We start from the raw sequence: 17,206 nt of genomic DNA, 5'->3' as shown, positions 1-17,206 counted from the left end.
CCGCGTCATCCGGGGACCGACGGGCCACGTCCCGTGGCGCTCCGCGCTCCCCCTGGCCCCGGCCGGGGCCGTTGTCCCGCACGGTCCGGCGCGGCGACACCAGGTCGCCGCACCGGACGGTGAACCACGACTCAGACGTTGACGCCGAAGTCCTGTGCGATGCCGCGCAGACCGGAGGCGTAGCCCTGGCCGATGGCCCGGAACTTCCACTCGGCGCCGTGGCGGTACAGCTCGCCGAAGACCATGGCGGTCTCGGTGGAGGCGTCCTCGGAGAGGTCGTAACGGGCGATCTCCTGGTTGTTCGCCTGGTTCACCACGCGGATGAACGCGTTGCGGACCTGTCCGAAGGACTGCTGACGGCTCTCGGCGTCGTAGATGGAGACCGGGAAGACGATCCGCGCGACGTCCGCGGGGACGCTCACCAGGCTCACCTTGATCTGCTCGTCGTCGCCCTCGCCCTCACCGGTGAGGTTGTCACCGGTGTGCTCCACGGAGCCGTCGGGGCTCTTCAGGTTGTTGAAGAAGACGAAGTTCTGGTCGTTGGTGACCTTGCCCTCCGTGTTCGTCAGGATGGCACTGGCGTCCAGGTCGAAGTCCGTGCCGGTGGTGGTGCGGACGTCCCAGCCCAGACCGATCACGACCGCGGTGAGGCCGGGGGCCTCCTTGGTCAGCGATACGTTGCCGCCCTTGCTGAGGCTGACTCCCACAAGTCCTCCCGATGGTGTTCAGGGGCGGGGAGCCCCCGTGGTGCTCTGGTATCGGATCAACGTTCCGATCCTAGTGAGGGGTTCCCGCGCTCCGCAGGGGTTGGGACCGATGTGTCAGAGGGTGTCGAGGGCCTTGACGTAGTCGTTGATGTCCCGGGCGTCCGGAAGGCCGTTCACGACCGTCCACCGCACGACGCCCTCCTTGTCGATGACGAAGGTGCCACGCACCGCGCAGCCCTTGGCCTCGTCGAAGACGCCGTACGCGCGGGCCGCCTCGCCGTGCGGCCAGAAGTCCGAGAGGAGCGGGTATTCGAGGCCCTCCTGCTCGGCGAAGACGCGCAGGCTGAACGGCGAGTCGACGGAGACCGCCAGCAGCTGGACGTCGTCGTTGACGAACTTCGGCAGTTCGTCGCGCAGGGCGCACAACTCGCCGGTGCAGACGCCGGTGAAGGCGAACGGGTAGAAGAGCAGGACGACGCTCTTCTCGCCGTGGAAGTCGGACAGCCGCACGGTCTGGCCGTGCTGGTTCTTCAGTTCGAAATCCGGAGCCTTGGTGCCGACCTCGATCGCCATGGTCACGCTTTCCCTTCACGGGGCTGTTCGGGTGGTCCTCACACCCTACGCAGCGGGAGCGCGCCCACTGGCACGGGGGACGGGGTCGGGGCGGACGGCTCCGGGGGGCGGCGCGCGGGCGATACGCGGGCGCTACGGTCGCGGGCGCGATACGCCGGGCGCGGCCCGGGGCCGGTGAGCCGCCGGGCGGCTCGGGGCCCCGCGCGCCGGGCGGCTCGGGCCCGCGCGTCGGGTGGTGCGGGAAACAGGCCAGGGGGTGCTGCTGCCGGGGCCCTCGGGGCCGGTGGTGCGGGGGCGGGGAAGGACGGCACGGGAGCGGCGCGAGGGGGCTCGTGGGGTGCGGGGAGGGCAAAGGGACGGATGTCCGGCCTCCGGCGCCCCGTACGGGCTCCGGGAGTGCTCCGCGCCTCCGGGGGCCGGGGGTGCTCCGCGCGTCCGGCCGGACCGGGCTCGGAGGCCGCCGGAAAGGGCGCGGGCGGCGCGGGGGCGGAAAACGGCGCGTGTCCCCGCCGACCTGGGTCGGCGGGGACACGCTCGGCGCCGGTTGGGCATCCGTTCCACGGAGTGGCCCGTGGAACGGGTGTCAGCGCTTCTTGGCCGCGGCCTTCGGCGTGATGAGGCGGCTGCCGATCCAGTCCTTCGCCACGCTGATGCTCTTGGTCTGCGAGAGACCGGCGGTCTGGGCCGACTCGCTGATGTCGCTCGGCTCGACGTAGCCGTCGCGACCGGTCTTCGGCGTCAGCAGCCAGACCTGGCCGCCTTCGTCGATCAGACCGATGGCGTCGACCAGCGCGTCCGTCAGATCGCCGTCGTCCTCGCGGAACCACAGCACTACGACATCGGCGACATCGTCGTATTCCTCGTCGACGAGGTCGCTGCCGATCGTCTCCTCAATGGCCTCGCGGAGTTCCTGATCGACATCGCCTTCGTCGTAGCCGATCTCCTGGACCACCTGCCCGGGCTGGAATCCCAGCCTGGCGGCAGGGTTCGTCCGCTCCTCCGCGTGGTCCGCGGTCGCGCTCACCGGTTGCCTCCTGATCATGTTCGGATGTTGTCTGTCGGCCTCGCGCCAGCGCGGGGCGTTGGCCGTAGTCCACACGGGCGGGGCGGATCGCGCAAGTACCCGGCCGTCGAGACCGCCGAAACGGTGACGTTCCCGACCGTCTCACCGCAACCTCAGGCGCGAAATCGCGGCATTCAGTGACACACACCACGCCAGTCTGCCCCATTCGACCGTTTCGCGAACCAGCGGGCGGGCAGGCGGCCCAACGAAGAAATAAACCAGGGCGGTGCGGCGGCCCCGTCGGCCGCCCCCGGAGGGCGGCGCGCCGGGGGGCGGGCGGGCGCGACGGAGGGCGCGTCCACGGGTGGCGCGCACCCGGAGCCCCGGGAGCGAGATGCGCGTATCGTTGCGGTTTGGACCACACCGCCCCATCCGCCGGACCGAGCTCGCGGTTACCGCTCGGTCCGGATGACGTTTCCCACCCCTCGGTACACGATGGGAAACGGCGCACACACCAGCAGTGGCAAGGCCCACGACCGTGCCACCGGACAGTGAAGGAACAGCGTGGCTTCCGGAACCGATCGCAATCCGATCATCATTGGCGGCCTTCCGAGCCAGGTGCCCGACTTCGATCCCGAGGAGACCCGGGAGTGGCTGGACTCGCTCGACGCCGCCATCGACGAGCGGGGCCGTGAACGGGCCCGCTATCTGATGCTCCGCCTGATCGAACGCGCCCGCGAGAAGCGCGTGGCCGTCCCCGAGATGCGCAGCACGGACTACGTCAACACGATCGCCACCAAGGACGAGCCCTTCTTCCCCGGCAACGAGGAGATCGAGCGCAGGGCCCTCAACGCCACCCGCTGGAACGCCGCCGTGATGGTGTCGCGCGCCCAGCGCCCCGGCATCGGCGTCGGCGGGCACATCGCCACCTTCGCCTCCTCGGCTTCCCTGTACGACGTCGGCTTCAACCACTTCTTCCGGGGCAAGGACGAGGGCCACGGGGGCGACCAGATCTTCTTCCAGGGGCACGCCTCGCCGGGGATCTACGCCCGCGCCTTCCTCCTCGACCGGCTCTCCGAACGCCAGCTCGACGCCTTCCGCCAGGAGCGGTCGAAGGCCCCGTACGGACTGTCCAGCTACCCCCATCCCCGGCTGATGCCGGACTTCTGGGAGTTCCCCACGGTCTCGATGGGGCTGGGCCCGCTGGGCGCGATCTTCCAGGCGCGGATGAACCGGTACATGGAGGCCCGGGGCGTCGCCGACACCTCGCGGTCCCATGTGTGGGCCTTCCTCGGCGACGGGGAGATGGACGAACCGGAGTCCCTGGGTCAGCTGTCGATCGCCGCCCGCGAGGGCCTGGACAACCTCACCTTCGTCGTCAACTGCAACCTGCAGCGGCTGGACGGCCCCGTCCGGGGCAACGGGAAGATCGTCCAGGAGCTGGAGTCCCAGTTCCGGGGGGCCGGCTGGAACGTCGTCAAGCTGGTCTGGGACCGTTCCTGGGACCCCCTGCTCGCCCAGGACCGGGACGGGATCCTGGTCAACCGGCTGAACACCACGCCGGACGGACAGTTCCAGACGTACGCGACGGAGACCGGCGCGTACATCCGGGACCACTTCTTCGGTGACGACCACCGGCTGCGCGCGATGGTCGCGGACATGACCGACGACCAGATCCTCCACCTGGGGCGCGGTGGGCACGACCACCGGAAGATCTTCGCCGCGTTCGCCGCGGCCAAGGCCCACCAGGGGCAGCCGACGGTGATCCTCGCCCAGACCGTCAAGGGGTGGACGCTCGGCCCCAACTTCGAGGGACGCAACGCGACCCACCAGATGAAGAAGCTGACCGTGGACGACCTCAAGGGCTTCCGCGACCGGCTGCACCTGCCGATCAGCGACCGGCAGTTGGAGGACGGCCCGCCGCCGTACTACCACCCGGGCCGCGACTCGGAGGAGATCCAGTACATGCACGACCGCCGCAAGGCGCTCGGCGGTTACGTGCCGACGCGGGTGGTCCGGGCCAAGCCCCTGGCGCTGCCCGGGGACTCCGTCTACGCGGGCGTCAGGAAGGGCTCCGGACAGCAGTCCATCGCCACCACGATGGCCTTCGTCCGGCTGCTCAAGGACCTGATGCGGGACAAGGAGATCGGCAGGCGGTTCGTGCTGATCGCCCCGGACGAGTACCGCACCTTCGGTATGGACTCCTTCTTCCCGAGCGCGAAGATCTACAATCCGCTCGGCCAGCAGTACGAGTCGGTGGACCGGGACCTGCTGCTCGCGTACAAGGAGTCCCCCACCGGACAGATGCTGCACGACGGCATCTCCGAAGCGGGCTGCACGGCCTCGCTGATCGCCGCCGGATCCGCGTACGCCACCCATGGCGAACCGCTCATCCCGGTGTACGTCTTCTACTCGATGTTCGGATTCCAGCGCACCGGCGATCAGTTCTGGCAGATGGCCGACCAGTTGGCGCGTGGATTCGTTCTGGGAGCGACCGCCGGGCGGACCACGCTGACCGGTGAGGGGCTCCAGCACGCCGACGGCCACTCCCAGTTGCTCGCCTCCACCAACCCGGGCTGCGTCGCCTACGACCCCGCCTACGGGTACGAGATCGCGCACATCGTGCGGGACGGGCTGCGACGGATGTACGGCGAGACCGCCGACGGCGCGCCCGGTGAAGACGTCTTCTACTACCTGACCGTCTACAACGAGCCCATCCAGCATCCCGCCGAGCCCGGGGACCTCGACGTCGAGGGCGTCCTGAAGGGCGTGTACCGGCTGAAGGCCGGGGACCGGGGCACCCGTCCGGCGCAGATCCTGGCCTCGGGGGTGGCGGTGCCCTGGGCCCTGGAGGCCCAGCACCTGCTCGCCGAGGAGTGGGACGTCCGGGCCGACGTGTGGTCCGCGACCTCGTGGAACGAACTCCGCCGCGAAGCCGTCGACGTCGAACGGCACAATCTGCTGCACCCGGAGGAGGAGCAGCGCGTGCCGTACGTGACCCGGAAGCTGTCGGGCGCCGAAGGGCCCTTCGTCGCGGTCTCCGACTGGATGCGGTCCGTTCCCGACCAGATCGCCCGCTGGGTGCCCGGTACGTACCAGTCGCTCGGCGCCGACGGCTTCGGCTTCGCCGACACCCGGGGCGCGGCACGGCGCTACTTCCACATCGACGCCCCCTCGATCGTGGTGGCCGTCCTCACCGAACTGGCCAAGGAGGGCAAGGTCGACCGGTCCGCGCCGAAGCGGGCGATCGACCGCTACCAGCTGCTGGACGTGGCGGCGGCGGATCCCGGGGTGGCGGGGGGCGATGCTTAGGGCACGTGGGGGCGGTGCCCGGGGCAACGTGGGGGGGCGGCACCCGGGGCACGTCGCCCTGTGCTCCATCCGCCGACGGGACCCCACGGTGGGCGAAGTCGAGGAGTTGAGCGTCCGGGCCGGGTCCAGACGCCGGGGCCTCGGGCGGGCCCTGCTACTCGACGGGTTGCGGTGCCTTCGCGAGCACGGCGCGGAGACCGCCCGGCTGTCCACCGGAACCACGAACCCGCACCGGTCCTACGACCTCTACGAGGACGTGGGGTTCCAGCGCCGGAACGAGTACGTCCGCTACCGCGAACCGATCGCCGATCCGACGGAGACGCGTCCGTAGCGCCTTGACGGCGGTCCGGCCTCCCGGAGACCGCAACCGGCTTGATCGGCCGGACGGGTTCTGCGGGGGCGGGGCGCTTTACCTGGGGGAGGGGCCCCCACCCCCACCCCCACCCCCTCCCTCCCCCGCCCCTTCCCCATCCCCCTCTTTCGTTCCGTTCTCTGGTTGGCCGTTCTCCCCCCTTGGTGCGTGCTCGTCGCGATGCGGCACGATGCGGCCATGAACGAGACATCCGTGGCGGCCCGTGAGCGGGGTTCGGCGCAGGCGCGCTGGGAGGCGCGCACCCATCGGCCGTTGATGGTGCTCGCGATGGTCTTCGCGCTCGCCTACGCGGTACCGATCGTGGTGCCCGACGCGGATCCGGTGGTCGCCCGGGCGTGTGCGGTGGTCGAGTGGCTGGTGTGGGGCTCCTTCGCAGGTGATTACGGTGTGCGGCTCTTCCTCTCCCCGGACCGCCGCTCCTTCGTGCGGACCCACTGGGTGGATCTGATCGTGGTGCTCCTTCCGCTCGTCCAGCCGTTGCGGCTGCTGCGGCTGGTGTCGACCCTGGCGCTGGTCGGGCGACGGGCCCGCATGGCCTCGCAGATCCGGCTCACCACCTATGTGGTGGGCGCGGTGGTGGGGTTGCTGATGTTCGGTTCGCTGGCGGTGCTGTCGGTGGAGCGGGAGGCGCCGGACGGCAACATCAAGACGCTGGGCGACGCGGTGTGGTGGTCGTTCACGACGATGACGACCGTCGGCTACGGCGATCACGCGCCGACCACCGGGGTGGGGCGGCTGCTGGCGGTGGGGCTGATGCTGTCGGGCATCGCGCTGCTGGGTGTGGTGACCGCGAACATCGCGGCCTGGTTCATCGCGCGGTTCGAGAAGGACGACGCGGAGGAACGCCGTCAGACTGCCGCGATCGAGGCGCTCGCCTCGGAGGTCCGGGCGTTGCGGGCGCAGGTCGCCGCGCTGTCCGGTGGGTCGGGGGCCGCTGTGGCGGGGGACGGGGCGGGAGCGGGCCCCGGTGTGCCGGGTCGCGGTGCGGAGGTGCCGGGGTCGGCGTCCTCAGCGGTCTCCGTCTCCGTGTCGGTGTCGGCGTCCGCTTCGGGGCCCGCGCCGTCACCCGTGACCGTTACCACGCCCTCGTCGGCATCCTCGTCCGCGTCCGTCAGTTCTCCCACACCTTGAACGCCCGGATCCGGTGGGGGGATCGTGGGGTCCAGGTGCCGTCGCCGGGGTAGGTGTCGAATTCGCCGGTCTCGCCGCAGGTGGCCGACTGATAGGTGGTGACGGGGCGGCCGAGACGGTTGGCGAGGCCCTGGGCGGTGGACTCCTTGGGCAGCGGGACGCAGCTTTCGATGTCGATCTCGGAGAGCTCGTAGGTGAGCCGGGTGCCCTTGAAGTCCGCCTTCGACCAGAGACACAGTTCGCCCGGTCCGCAGCGGCCCAGCGTGAGTGCGGGTGCGGGTGCGGCGTTCGCTCCGGAGCGGGTGGTGGTGGACGGAGCGGCGCGCGTCGGAGTGGTCGTGGCCGGGGTGACGGCGGAGGTGGCCTTCGGGAGGCTCGCGTGGTGGGCGGCCGGGGTGCTGGTGGCGCCCGCGTGGGCGGGGCCGAGGAGGAGGGCCGCGGTGGCGGCGGTGAGCGTGGCGGATGTGAGCAGGATGGAGCGCATGTCGTTCAACCCCCGTGTCGGTTTGGTGACTTGGTGTAAGCGTGGCTGGTTGGTGGGGGCGGAGGGAAGGACTCCGGGGAGGCGCCACACGGACAGGCGAAAACCCCATCGGTCGGGAACTGATGGGGTTGTCCAAGAGTTGGGAGGCTCGTTTCCGGTGGGGCAGGGGCGGTCGTCCCGGGGGTGAGGTGCCGCTCCCCGTCGGTGTCGGTACCGAAGCCGGTCGGCACCGGGCCCTGCGATGCCAAGCCAAGCCCTCAGCCGTCGAGCCAGCGGCCCTCGACGGGGCGACGCCGACGCGGCTGCCGCCGCTGACGCCGCTGACGTCGAGGTCGTCAGCTGGCACGGCCGATCAGCCGACCGCCCACGGCTCTTGTCGGTGCGTGGCGCGTGGCCCGGTGGCCCGTAGCAGGTGGCCCGTGGCAGGCGGTGTCAGGGCGTGACCCCGTCAGCACGCGGACGTCCCGCCAAGGAGGACCCCCAGCGGGGACGGCCCCGTCCCGACGGAACCCGTCAGGACGTAGGCACCCACAGGACGTGGGCCCGTCAGCACGCCCCGGCACGCGGGGCCGTCAGGGCCGTCAGGGCAACGGGACCGCCGGGGCGAGGGAGACGTCAGGGCCGGAGGTGGGGACGGCGGGGATGCCAGGGCGGGACGCGGGACCCGCCGGGGCGGGCCCTCGCGTCCGCGCGGTTCCGGCGTCAGATGTGGACCGCTCCGCCACCGCTCTCCGCGTTGGCGCCGCGCTTGGTCAGCAGGGCGACGAAGACCGCCACCAGTCCGACGGCCGCGGCCACCAGGCAGGCGAGGCTCATCCCGGAGATGAAGGTGTCGTGGGCGACGCCGGTGATCTTCGCCGCGACCTCCGCGGGCGCGTCCGGGGGCACCGGTGCCGCGCCGACCTGGACCGCCTCGGACGCCTGGTCGAGCTGTTCGGGGGTGAGCGGCGGGAGTCCGGCGTCCGACCAGTTGCCGGGGAGCGCGCTGTCCACCCTGGAGGCCATGACCGCGCCGAGCACCGCGGTGCCGAGGCTGCCGCCGATCTGCATGGCGGACTGCTGGAGGCCGCCCGCGACGCCGGAGAGCTCCATGGGGGCGTTGCCGACGATGACCTCGGTGGCGCCAACCATCACGGGGGCCAGTCCGAGGCCGAGCAGGGCGAACCAGACGGACATGGTCAGGCTGCCGGTCCCGGCGTCGAGGGTGGACATGCCGTACATGGCGAGCGTGGTGAGGGCCATGCCGCCGGCGAGCGGGACGCGGGGCCCGGTCTTGGTGATCAGGGCGCCGGCGAGCGGCGATCCGACGATCATCATGCCGGTGAGCGGCAGCAGGTGGACGCCGGACTCCACGGGGCTCATCCCGTGGACGCGCTGGAGGTAGAAGGTGACGAAGAACAGGCCGCCCATGAAGGCGATGGCCATGAGCACCATGAGGACGACGCCCGCCGAGAGCGGGACCGAGCGGAACAGTCCGAGCGGGATCAGCGGCTCGGCGACCCTGGTCTCCCAGTAGGCGAACAGAACGAAGCAGAGGGCCGCGATGCCGATGAAGCCCCAGGTCCAGGCGTCGCCCCAGCCCCATTCGGGGGCCTTGATGATGGCCCACACCAGACAGAACATCGCCGTGGACAGCAGGGCGATGCCGAGGACGTCGAAGGAGCGCGGGGCGTTCTCGGCCCGGTGGTCCTTGAGGATCACCGCGCCGAGCACCAGCGCGAGGACGCCGACGGGCACGTTGATGAAGAACACCGACTGCCAGCTGACGTGTTCGACGAGCAGTCCGCCGACTATGGGGCCGCCCGCGGTGGAGGCGCCGATCACCATGCCCCAGATGCCGATGGCCATGTTGAGCTTCTCGGCGGGGAAGGTGGCGCGGAGCAGGCCGAGGGCTGCGGGCATGAGAAGCGCGCCGAACAGACCCTGGACCACCCGGAAGACGATCACGGAGGCGATGCCGTCGGAGAGGCCGATCGCGGCGGAGGCGAGGGCGAATCCGACGACGCCGACGAGGAAGGTCTGCCGGTGGCCGAACCGGTCGCCCAGCTTGCCCGCGGTGATCAGGGAGACGGCGAGGGCCAGGAAGTATCCGTTGGTGATCCACTGGACGTCCGCGAAGGTGGCGTCCAGGTCGTTCTGGATGGCGGGGTTCGCGATCGCCACGATGGTGCCGTCGAGGGCGACCATCATCACGCCCATGGCCACGGTGAAGAGCGTCAACCAGGGGTGGCCGCGCAGCCCCCGGGCGGTGCCCGGCGCGGGCGGGGTCGGCGCCCCGTCCACCGGGCCCGTCTTGTCGACGGTGGTCTGACTAGTCATACGCGGACACTAAAGTCAGCCTCTGACAGTTGACAACCGGTTTCAGTAGTCGGCGGCTGTCACCTTGCTCACAGCTAGACTGACCTGCGGGAACACAGGAGGAGAGACATAGGTGACGACCTCACCCGGGCCGGGACTGCGGGAGCGCAAGAAGCAGCGCACGCGTGACGCGCTGCTGCGGGCGGCGCTCGAACTGTTCACCACGCGGGGCTTCGAGCGGACCACGATCGACGAGATCGCCGCAGCCGTCGACGTCTCCCAGCGCACCTTCTTCCGCTACTTCCCCAACAAGGAAGAGGTCGTCTTCGCGGTCCAGGAGATGAGCGAGGCGCGCTTCCTGGCCGCGCTCCGGGAGCGCCCCGGGGACGAGGACCCGTTGACGGCGCTCCGGCGGGCCATCCTGCTGACCTGGGACACCATCGGGGACGGCGTCGAGACGGCGGTGCCCCTCTCCCTGCACATGCGCACCTACCGGATGATCGAGTCGACGCCGTCCCTGCTGGCCGGACACCTGCGCCGGTTCGGGGGCATGGAGGAGAAGATCGCCCGGGTGATCGCGGAGCGCGAGGGGCTGGACGTGGAGACCGACCCCCGCCCCCGGGTGGTGGTCGCGGCGTTCGGCGGCGTCATGCGCGTCACGGGCCAGTTGTGGGCGGCGGGCGGGGACGACGGCGTCCAGGCGATCCGGGACCTCACCGCGCACCACCTGGACGTGCTCGCCCCGGCGCTGGCGGCGGACTGGCGCGCCCCGGTCGCGGAACCGGGCACGGAACCGGACGCGGGGCCGGGCACAGGGTCGGTCACGGGACCGGACGCGAGGGTGGACGCGGGACCCGGCGGGGAGCCCTCGGGGGAGCCCTCGGGAAAGGCCGTCCAAGGGCCCGTCCAGGAACCCGTCCGGGAGTGTGCTCAAGGGCCCGCCCGTGAGCCCGTCGAGGAGCCCGCGCAAGGCCCCGTCCGGAGGGCCGGGCGCTCCTGACGGCCGTTCCGGCCGTACGCCCCGGCGTACGCGGAAGGCGGGCCCGGGGCGGGACTTCACCGGCGAAACGTGATCCGCGTCACGCGACGCTCTGAGGGGCTCGGACGTCTCCTAGGGTGTCCCGCAGTGACTTCCTTCGACGCATCCCCTCAACTCAACGTCTGGCGCGCGCTGATCGCCTTGGGCATCGTCTTCATCATGCTGGCGACCACCGGCTGGACGGCGCACCACCGCCGGGACGGCGGTTCGCCGCTCAGGCTCGCGCTCGCGGCCTGGGAGAACGGCAGTCTGCACGGCCGGGCGCTGCCCGATCCGCAGGCTCCGCCGGACCGGCTGGCGCGCTTCTTCGCCTCGCTCCGCGCGCATCAGCGCGAGCGGCTGGCCGATCGCTACCCGCTGGTGGTCGGCAACATGAACGGGGCGCCGCTGGCCCTGCGCTACCGGGCCAACCGCGTCGCCCTGAACGCGGCCCGGAAGGCGGAGTCCCGGCGGATGCGCGACGACCGGCTCTCCCCGGAGGGCCAGCGCCGGGCGGAACAGCGGATGCACCGCTACCGGGACCTCGCCCGGCCCGACCGGCACGTCCTCGCCTTCGATCCGACCGGGACGGGACGGATAGCGGAAGTCATCGGCGACCTCGGACGCGCGCAGCGGGTCTCGGTGGTGGTGCCGGGGGCGGACACCACGCTGGGCAACTTCGAGCGGGCCGACCGCGCCCACTCCACGCCGCTCGGGATGGCGCGCGCCCTGTACGACGCCGAGCGCGCGGCGAGTCCGGAGACCCGGACCGCGGTGATCGCCTGGGCCGACTACACCGCGCCCGACGGCATCGGGGTGGAGGCGGCGACCGCGATACGCGCCCGGGGCGGCGCCGTCCGCCTCAACGCGATGCTGCGGGGGCTGCCCGGCCGGGCCGGGGTCTCCCTGTACTGCCACAGCTACGGCTCGGTGGTGTGCGGGGTCGCCGCTCCGTCGCTGCCCTCCCGGGTGACGGACATCGCGGTGGCGGGGAGCCCGGGGATGCGTGCCGACCGGGCGTCCCAACTGCGCACCCACGCCCGGATCTGGGCCACCCGTGACGGCGGCGACTGGATCGAGGACGTGCCCCATCTGGAACTCGGCGGCATCGGGCACGGTGCCGACCCGGTCTCCCCCGCGTTCGGGGCGCGGTTGCTGTCCGCGCGCGGGGCGGACGGTCACGCGGGGTACTTCGCGCCGGGTACGGAGAGTCTGCGCAACTTCGCGGAGATCGGCGTCGGGAGCTATCGCGGGGTGCGCTGCGCCGGTGGGGACGACGGGTGCAGGAGTGGTCTTCCGGCGGCCACCCGGGCCTGACGCGCGTAGAGAACGGGAGAAGTACCGTCGGTCACGGGCGGGACGGGGACGGCCCCGCCGCATACGATGACCCGCATGGGTGATGTACTGGCCGGTTTTCACGCCGTTTGGGAGTTCTCGTCCGACTCCGTGCACATCCGCTTCGAACGGGGGAAGCGCACGCCCAGGCTGTTCCAGGCGCTCACCGAGCGCCACGTCCCCCACGAGGCGCTCGCCGCGGTGACGCTGACCCCGGGCAAACGGGGCACCGTCGTCCTGCACGCCGTTCCCCGGCGGGGCGCCGACCCGCTGATGGAGGCGGCGGCCGGGCAGTTGAAGGAGGGCGCCGACCCCTACCGGCTGGTGCTCCCGGCGGAACGCGCGACCCTCGCCGAGTACTACGCCGACGAGTTGCGGCCGCTGATCGCGGGCGACGGCCCCGACGGCGATTCCCTCCCGCGCTATCTGGTGGAGCCCCCCGCGCCGCCCCTCGGTTTCAAGGCGTACGACGGGAAGGCGGCCTTCGACGGGAGCGCCGTCACCTACCGCTGGTCGTGGACGGGTGCCTCGTCCACCAAGTGGAAGGCGGGCGACCAGGTCTTCCCCGTCGGGGACCTCAGCGGGGTCGAGTGGCGCTCCCCCGAACTCTTCGAGGGGCACCTGCGGTTGCTGCGCCGGGACGCCGCCGGCGCCCCGGCGGCGCAGGCCGACCAGGACCCGGCGGCCGTCGTCTTCGGGCTGGGCTACGGGCCCGTCCACGAGTCGCTGCCGTTCGCCGCCTCGGTGCTGGCGGCGATCCGCTCGGCCGGTCCGGCGGGCGCGGTCCCGGTGTCGCACGCGGTGCCCGGACGGCGGGACCCCGCGGACATCGCCGACCGCATCCGGCACCTCGGCGAACTCCACCGGTCGGGGCTCGTCACCGACGAGGAGTTCCTGTCCAAGAAGGCCGAACTGCTCGCCGAGCTCTGAGGATCCGGGCCGGGAAGCACCGGAAGGGCCGGTGCCCGCGCGGGGCGCTAGGGGGTGTCTGACGATTTCCCGTGGAGTGAGGAGCGGTGTCCGGTGCGTGCGATCGCAAGGCGCCGGAGAGTCCTCGTAGCGGAGCTACTAGGGCTTTTCGGCAACGCGGCGAGCGTGCGTGCCGGGCGCCGCGACGCCGCGGGGAATCGTCAGACACCCCCTAGGGACGGCCCGCCGAGGTGAAGGCCATGTCGGCGTGGCGGTCGCCGGAGACCCGGGCGGCGAGGGCGTCGAGCCGGGTGAGGTCCTCCCCGGTGAGGGCGGATGAGAGCCGGACCGCGGCGGTGTTCTCCTCGATCCTGCGACGGGACCGGGTGCCGGGGATCGGGACGACCGGCAGCCCGTGGACCCCGGCCCGCCGGTGGACCCAGGCGAGGGCGATCTGTCCGGGGGTGGCGCCGTGGGCCTCGGCGACGGCGCGGAGGGGCTCCAGCAGGGCGGCGTTGGCGAGGGCGTTCTCGCCGTTGTAGCGGGGCTGTCCACGGCGGAAGTCGTCGGCGCCGAGGTCCCGGTCCGCGCGGGTGAAGGCCCCGGCGAGGAACCCCCGGCCCAGCGGCGAGTAGGGCACGAAGGCGGTGCCGAGGGCGGCGGCGGTGGGGACGACGCCCTGTTCGACGTCCCGGCTGAACAGGGACCACTCGGACTGGACGGCGGCGATCGGGTGGACGGCGTGCGCGGCGCGCAGTTCGGAGCCGGTGACCTCGCTCAGCCCGAGGTGGCCGACCTTGCCCGCCCGGACCAGTTCGGCCATGGCGCCGACCGACTCCTCCAGTGGGACGTCCGGGTCGCGGCGGTGCATGTAGTAGAGGTCGATCCGGTCGGTCCCGAGCCGTCGGAGGCTGGCGTCGACGCGGGCGCGGACGGTGGCGGGACGGTTGTCGACGGAGCGCCGGGACGGGTCCCGGGGGTCGATGGTCAGGGCGAACTTGGTGGCGATGACGATCCGGTCGCGGTGGGCGCGGAGGAACGGCGCGAGGAACTCCTCGTTGGCACCGGCGCCGTAGACGTCGGCGGTGTCGTAGAGGGTCACCCCGAGGTCGAGGGCCCGTTCCAGGGTGGCCCGGGCCTCGTCGGCGTCGGTGGGTCCGTAGGCGAAGCTCATGCCCATGCAGCCCAGCCCCTGGGGGCCGACCTCCGGTCCGTCGGTGCCGAGGCGGACGGTGGGGGGAGGGGTCATCGGTGGAGGGTCCCTTCGGGAGAGGCGGGAGAGGCGGGAGAGGCGGAGACGTCCCCGGGAACGGACGCGTCCCCGGGAACGCGTGCGGCGGGGGGTACGGACGCGTCCCCGGCTACGGGCGTCGAGGCTGCGGCGTAGAAGTCGATCTTGTGGTCGAGGACGGCCAGGGTGTCCTGGAGTTCGGCGATCCGGTGCCGGACCTCGCGACGGGTGGCCTCCAGCAGGACGCGGCGCTCGGGGAAGGTGTGGTCGCCGTCGCGGACGAGTCCGGCGAAGCGCACCATGTCGGCGACGGCCATCCCGGTGAGCCGGAGCTTTCCGACCAGGCCCAGCCAGTCCAGGTCGCGGTTGCGGTAGCGGCGCTGGCCGGTGTGGGAACGGTCGATGTGCGGCATCAGGCCGATCCGCTCGTACCAGCGCAGGGTGTGGGCGGTGAGCCCGGTGAACGCGGCGACCTCGCTGATCGTGTAGTGGTCCCGGCCCTCGGGGCGGGGGTGGCCCTGGGGGCCGGTGACGCAGACGTCGACGGGCGCGTCGGCGGAGGTGCCCGGCCCGGTCGTGGCGGACTCCCCCGCCGGGGGCCCGCCGGGCGGGGGGACGGCGTCGAGGACGGCGCCGGGGCCGGGGGTCGCGGAGGTCTGGGTCACCGTGTCCATCACCGTCATGCCCTCCAACCTAGGACCTTCGAGCGCACTCCAAGCAAGCATGGCGGGAGGGTCCCGGCCCCTCGTCCGACCTTCCCTGCGGCCGTCCCCCGACGGCCACAGGGGGCATGGCGGGGCCCCGGGCCGTGGTGGATAGGCTCGAAGGATGCAGAGCCTCGGATTGATGGAAGGGTGGCCGGTGCCGGTCGCCGCGGGTGCCGTGGTGCGGGCGGACGGGGAGCTCGCGGGGTCCTTCGGCGCCACCGGGCACCGTTTCGCGCTGGCCTCGGTCACCAAACCGCTGACCGCGTACGCGGTGCTGGTGGCGTACGAGGAGGGCGCGCTGGAGCTGGACGAGCCCGCGGGGCCCGAGGGGTCGACCGTGCGGCACCTGCTCGCGCACACCAGCGGGCTGGCCTTCGACGAGCACCGGGTGGTCGGGGAGCCCGGGACGCGGCGGCTGTACTCGAACGCCGGGTTCGAGGTGCTGGCCGACCATCTGGCGAAGGCGGCGGAGATGCCGTTCGAGGAGTATCTGCGGCAGGCGGTGCTGGAGCCGCTGGGGATGACCGCCACCACGCTGGAGGGCGCGGGCTCGGCCGCGAAGGACGGGGTGTCCACCGTCGACGACCTGGTGCGGTTCGCGGCGGAGGTGCAGGCGCCCCGGCTGCTCGATCCCCGGACGGTGGCGGAGGCGATGACCGTGCAGTACCCGGGCACCAAGGGCGTGCTGCCGGGGTACGGGCACCAGAACCCGAACGACTGGGGGCTGGGGTTCGAGATCCGGAACGGCAAGTCACCGCACTGGACGGGGAGTTCGTCCTCGCCGCGTACCTTCGGGCACTTCGGGCAGGCGGGCACGTTCCTGTGGGTCGACCCCGAGGCCCGCTGGGCGGACGGCCGGGGCACCGGGGCGGCCTGCGTCGCCCTCGCCGACCGGCCCTTCGGCCCCTGGGCGGTGGAGGTCTGGCCCCGGCTCACCGACGCGGTGCTCGCCGAGCTGTGACCGTTCCGGCTCCCGTCCCCCCGCCGTCACCACCGGCGGGCGGGGAGCCCGGTCAGGGGCGGGCCATCTCCCAGACGAGGACCTCGGCGTCGGTGAGCGCCAGCAGCCCCAGCCCTTCCGGGCCGGTGAGCCGCAGCGCGTCGCCGGGCCCCAGCGGCTCGTCGCCGGGCGCCAGCGGTCCGTCCGGTCGTCCGGCTCCTGCTCCGTCGCTGTCGCCCGCACCGTTGCCGTCGCCGTCGCCGTCGCCGTCGGCCATGGGACCGAGGGACAGCCGGCCGCGGACCACGTGGACGTACACGTACGCGGCGGCCGGGAGCGGGACGCGCTCGCCGGGGGCGGGCCGGTGCGGGTGGAGCCGGGCGGCGGCCCCGGGCACCTCGTACGCGGAGCCGACGGCGTCCCGGACGATCCCGTAGCGGGGGGTGCCGCCGAAGGCCAGCGGGGCCAGCCACATCTGGACGAAGACCAGCGGGTCCGGGCCGTCGTTGCGTTCGGTGTGCCGGACGCCGCCGGCCGCGCCGAGGTGCTGGACGTCGCCCGCGCGGACCACGGTGGCGTGCCCGGTGGAGTCGCGGTGGGTCAGCTCCCCCTCGACGACCCAGGTGACGATCTCGGTGTGGCTGTGCGGGTGCTCGTCGAACCCGGCGCCGGGGGCGAGCCGCTCCTCGTTGCAGGCGATGACCGCGCCGAAGCGCAGGTTGTCCGGGTCGTAGTGGGGCCCGAAGGAGAAGGCGTGCAGGGTCTCGATCCCCGCCTCGGGGTCCCCTCCGGGGTAGCGCTCAGCGGCGCGGCGCACATCGATCACTCCCCCACCGTAGTGGCGCCGGGGCGGGGGCCGGTGCGCGGGGAGCGGCCGGGGCCGTCGGGGAGCGGCCGGTCCGCCCCGCCGCCCCCGGCGATACGTTCGGCCGTCCCGATAAGGCACTCTTGTCCCCGTGTCCGAACCCGAAGTCGGCAAGGCCGATCCCGCAGACCACGGCGCTTCGCGCGATTCCGCCTCCGGTTCGTCGCGCGAGGGGGACCCCGGCGGGCCAGCCGCGCCGGAGTCCGGCGCGTCCGGACCGGAGCGCGCCGGACCCGTCGACCCGGCCGCCGGGGACCCCGACTGGCCCGACGCCGCCCAGCACCCCGCCCGCCGCGCGTCCGCCGGAGCGGGCCGGGGCG

General features: G+C 72.6%; 13 protein-coding genes and 2 pseudogenes. 7 read left to right on the top strand and 8 right to left on the bottom strand.

Translation table 11 applies throughout. The features are described 5' to 3' along the window. Positions 1–131: 131 nt before the first annotated feature. The 3 genes from ACVWNX_RS24700 to ACVWNX_RS24690 form a co-directional block, all read right to left on the bottom strand. Entirely contained in the window at positions 132–707 is a 576-nt protein-coding gene (locus tag ACVWNX_RS24700) for a TerD family protein (protein WP_454410002.1), read from the bottom strand. Between the two features lie 114 nt (positions 708–821). Next, complete coding sequence (locus ACVWNX_RS24695; protein ID WP_454410001.1) at positions 822–1,280, bottom strand: peroxiredoxin; 459 nt, start codon at positions 1,278–1,280, stop codon at positions 822–824. 583 nt (positions 1,281–1,863) lie between these two features. Then, positions 1,864–2,304: a DUF3052 domain-containing protein gene (locus tag ACVWNX_RS24690; protein ID WP_454409999.1), complete on the bottom strand. Its 441-nt coding sequence runs from the start codon at positions 2,302–2,304 to the stop codon at positions 1,864–1,866. A gap of 543 nt (positions 2,305–2,847) precedes the next feature. On the opposite strand from ACVWNX_RS24690, the gene aceE reads away from it, so the two are divergent. The 3 genes and pseudogenes from aceE to ACVWNX_RS24675 all read left to right on the top strand — a co-directional run bounded on the left by aceE (position 2,848) and on the right by ACVWNX_RS24675 (position 7,099). Further along, positions 2,848–5,595: a pyruvate dehydrogenase (acetyl-transferring), homodimeric type gene (aceE, locus tag ACVWNX_RS24685; RefSeq protein WP_454409998.1), complete on the top strand. Its 2,748-nt coding sequence runs from the start codon at positions 2,848–2,850 to the stop codon at positions 5,593–5,595. 52 nt (positions 5,596–5,647) lie between these two features. Next, positions 5,648–5,926 (top strand): annotated as a pseudogene (locus ACVWNX_RS24680) (GNAT family N-acetyltransferase); the annotation flags it as partial. 219 nt (positions 5,927–6,145) lie between these two features. After that, positions 6,146–7,099, top strand: coding sequence for a potassium channel family protein (locus ACVWNX_RS24675; RefSeq protein ID WP_454409996.1), 954 nt, complete (start codon positions 6,146–6,148; stop codon positions 7,097–7,099). On the opposite strand, the gene ACVWNX_RS24670 is transcribed toward ACVWNX_RS24675, so the two are convergent. Both ACVWNX_RS24670 and ACVWNX_RS24665 read right to left on the bottom strand, forming a co-directional pair. Next, positions 7,080–7,583 (bottom strand): peptidase inhibitor family I36 protein, encoded by a 504-nt coding sequence (locus tag ACVWNX_RS24670; protein WP_454409994.1) that lies wholly within the window; start codon positions 7,581–7,583, stop codon positions 7,080–7,082. The two genes, ACVWNX_RS24675 and ACVWNX_RS24670, sit on opposite strands and share 20 nt — an antisense overlap. A gap of 702 nt (positions 7,584–8,285) precedes the next feature. Beyond that, complete coding sequence (locus tag ACVWNX_RS24665; RefSeq protein WP_454409993.1) at positions 8,286–9,902, bottom strand: MFS transporter; 1,617 nt, start codon at positions 9,900–9,902, stop codon at positions 8,286–8,288. 112 nt (positions 9,903–10,014) lie between these two features. Between ACVWNX_RS24665 and ACVWNX_RS24660 the strand changes: the two are divergent. The 3 genes and pseudogenes from ACVWNX_RS24660 to ACVWNX_RS24650 all read left to right on the top strand — a co-directional run. Next, a pseudogene (locus ACVWNX_RS24660) lies at positions 10,015–10,647 on the top strand (TetR family transcriptional regulator); the annotation flags it as partial. Positions 10,648–11,007: 360 nt separating this feature from the next. Then, the gene (locus ACVWNX_RS24655; protein ID WP_454409992.1) at positions 11,008–12,216 is read left to right on the top strand and encodes an alpha/beta hydrolase; all 1,209 of its coding nucleotides are present in this window, start codon (positions 11,008–11,010) and stop codon (positions 12,214–12,216) included. Between the two features lie 75 nt (positions 12,217–12,291). Next, positions 12,292–13,164 (top strand): DUF4429 domain-containing protein, encoded by an 873-nt coding sequence (locus tag ACVWNX_RS24650; protein WP_454409990.1) that lies wholly within the window; start codon positions 12,292–12,294, stop codon positions 13,162–13,164. A gap of 211 nt (positions 13,165–13,375) precedes the next feature. Here ACVWNX_RS24650 and ACVWNX_RS24645 read toward each other — a convergent pair whose 3' ends face one another. Both ACVWNX_RS24645 and ACVWNX_RS24640 read right to left on the bottom strand, forming a co-directional pair. Continuing rightward, positions 13,376–14,392 carry an aldo/keto reductase gene (locus ACVWNX_RS24645; RefSeq protein ID WP_454409988.1) on the bottom strand — a complete coding sequence of 339 codons (1,017 nt, stop codon included), beginning with the start codon at positions 14,390–14,392 and terminating at the stop codon, positions 13,376–13,378. Then, the gene (locus tag ACVWNX_RS24640) at positions 14,389–15,057 is read right to left on the bottom strand and encodes a MerR family transcriptional regulator (protein ID WP_454409987.1); all 669 of its coding nucleotides are present in this window, start codon (positions 15,055–15,057) and stop codon (positions 14,389–14,391) included. The genes ACVWNX_RS24645 and ACVWNX_RS24640 overlap by 4 nt, the downstream gene beginning before the upstream one ends. Before the next feature lie 145 nt (positions 15,058–15,202). On the opposite strand from ACVWNX_RS24640, the gene ACVWNX_RS24635 reads away from it, so the two are divergent. Further along, positions 15,203–16,042, top strand: coding sequence for a serine hydrolase domain-containing protein (locus tag ACVWNX_RS24635; RefSeq protein WP_454409986.1), 840 nt, complete (start codon positions 15,203–15,205; stop codon positions 16,040–16,042). A 52-nt stretch (positions 16,043–16,094) separates the two neighbouring features. Here ACVWNX_RS24635 and ACVWNX_RS24630 read toward each other — a convergent pair whose 3' ends face one another. Further along, positions 16,095–16,844: a pirin family protein gene (locus ACVWNX_RS24630; protein ID WP_454414925.1), complete on the bottom strand. Its 750-nt coding sequence runs from the start codon at positions 16,842–16,844 to the stop codon at positions 16,095–16,097. Positions 16,845–17,206 lie beyond the last annotated feature (362 nt).

It is taken from the genome of Streptomyces sp. JNUCC 64 (assembly GCF_054484115.1).
This window is presented reverse-complemented; position numbering and strand designations above follow the sequence as displayed.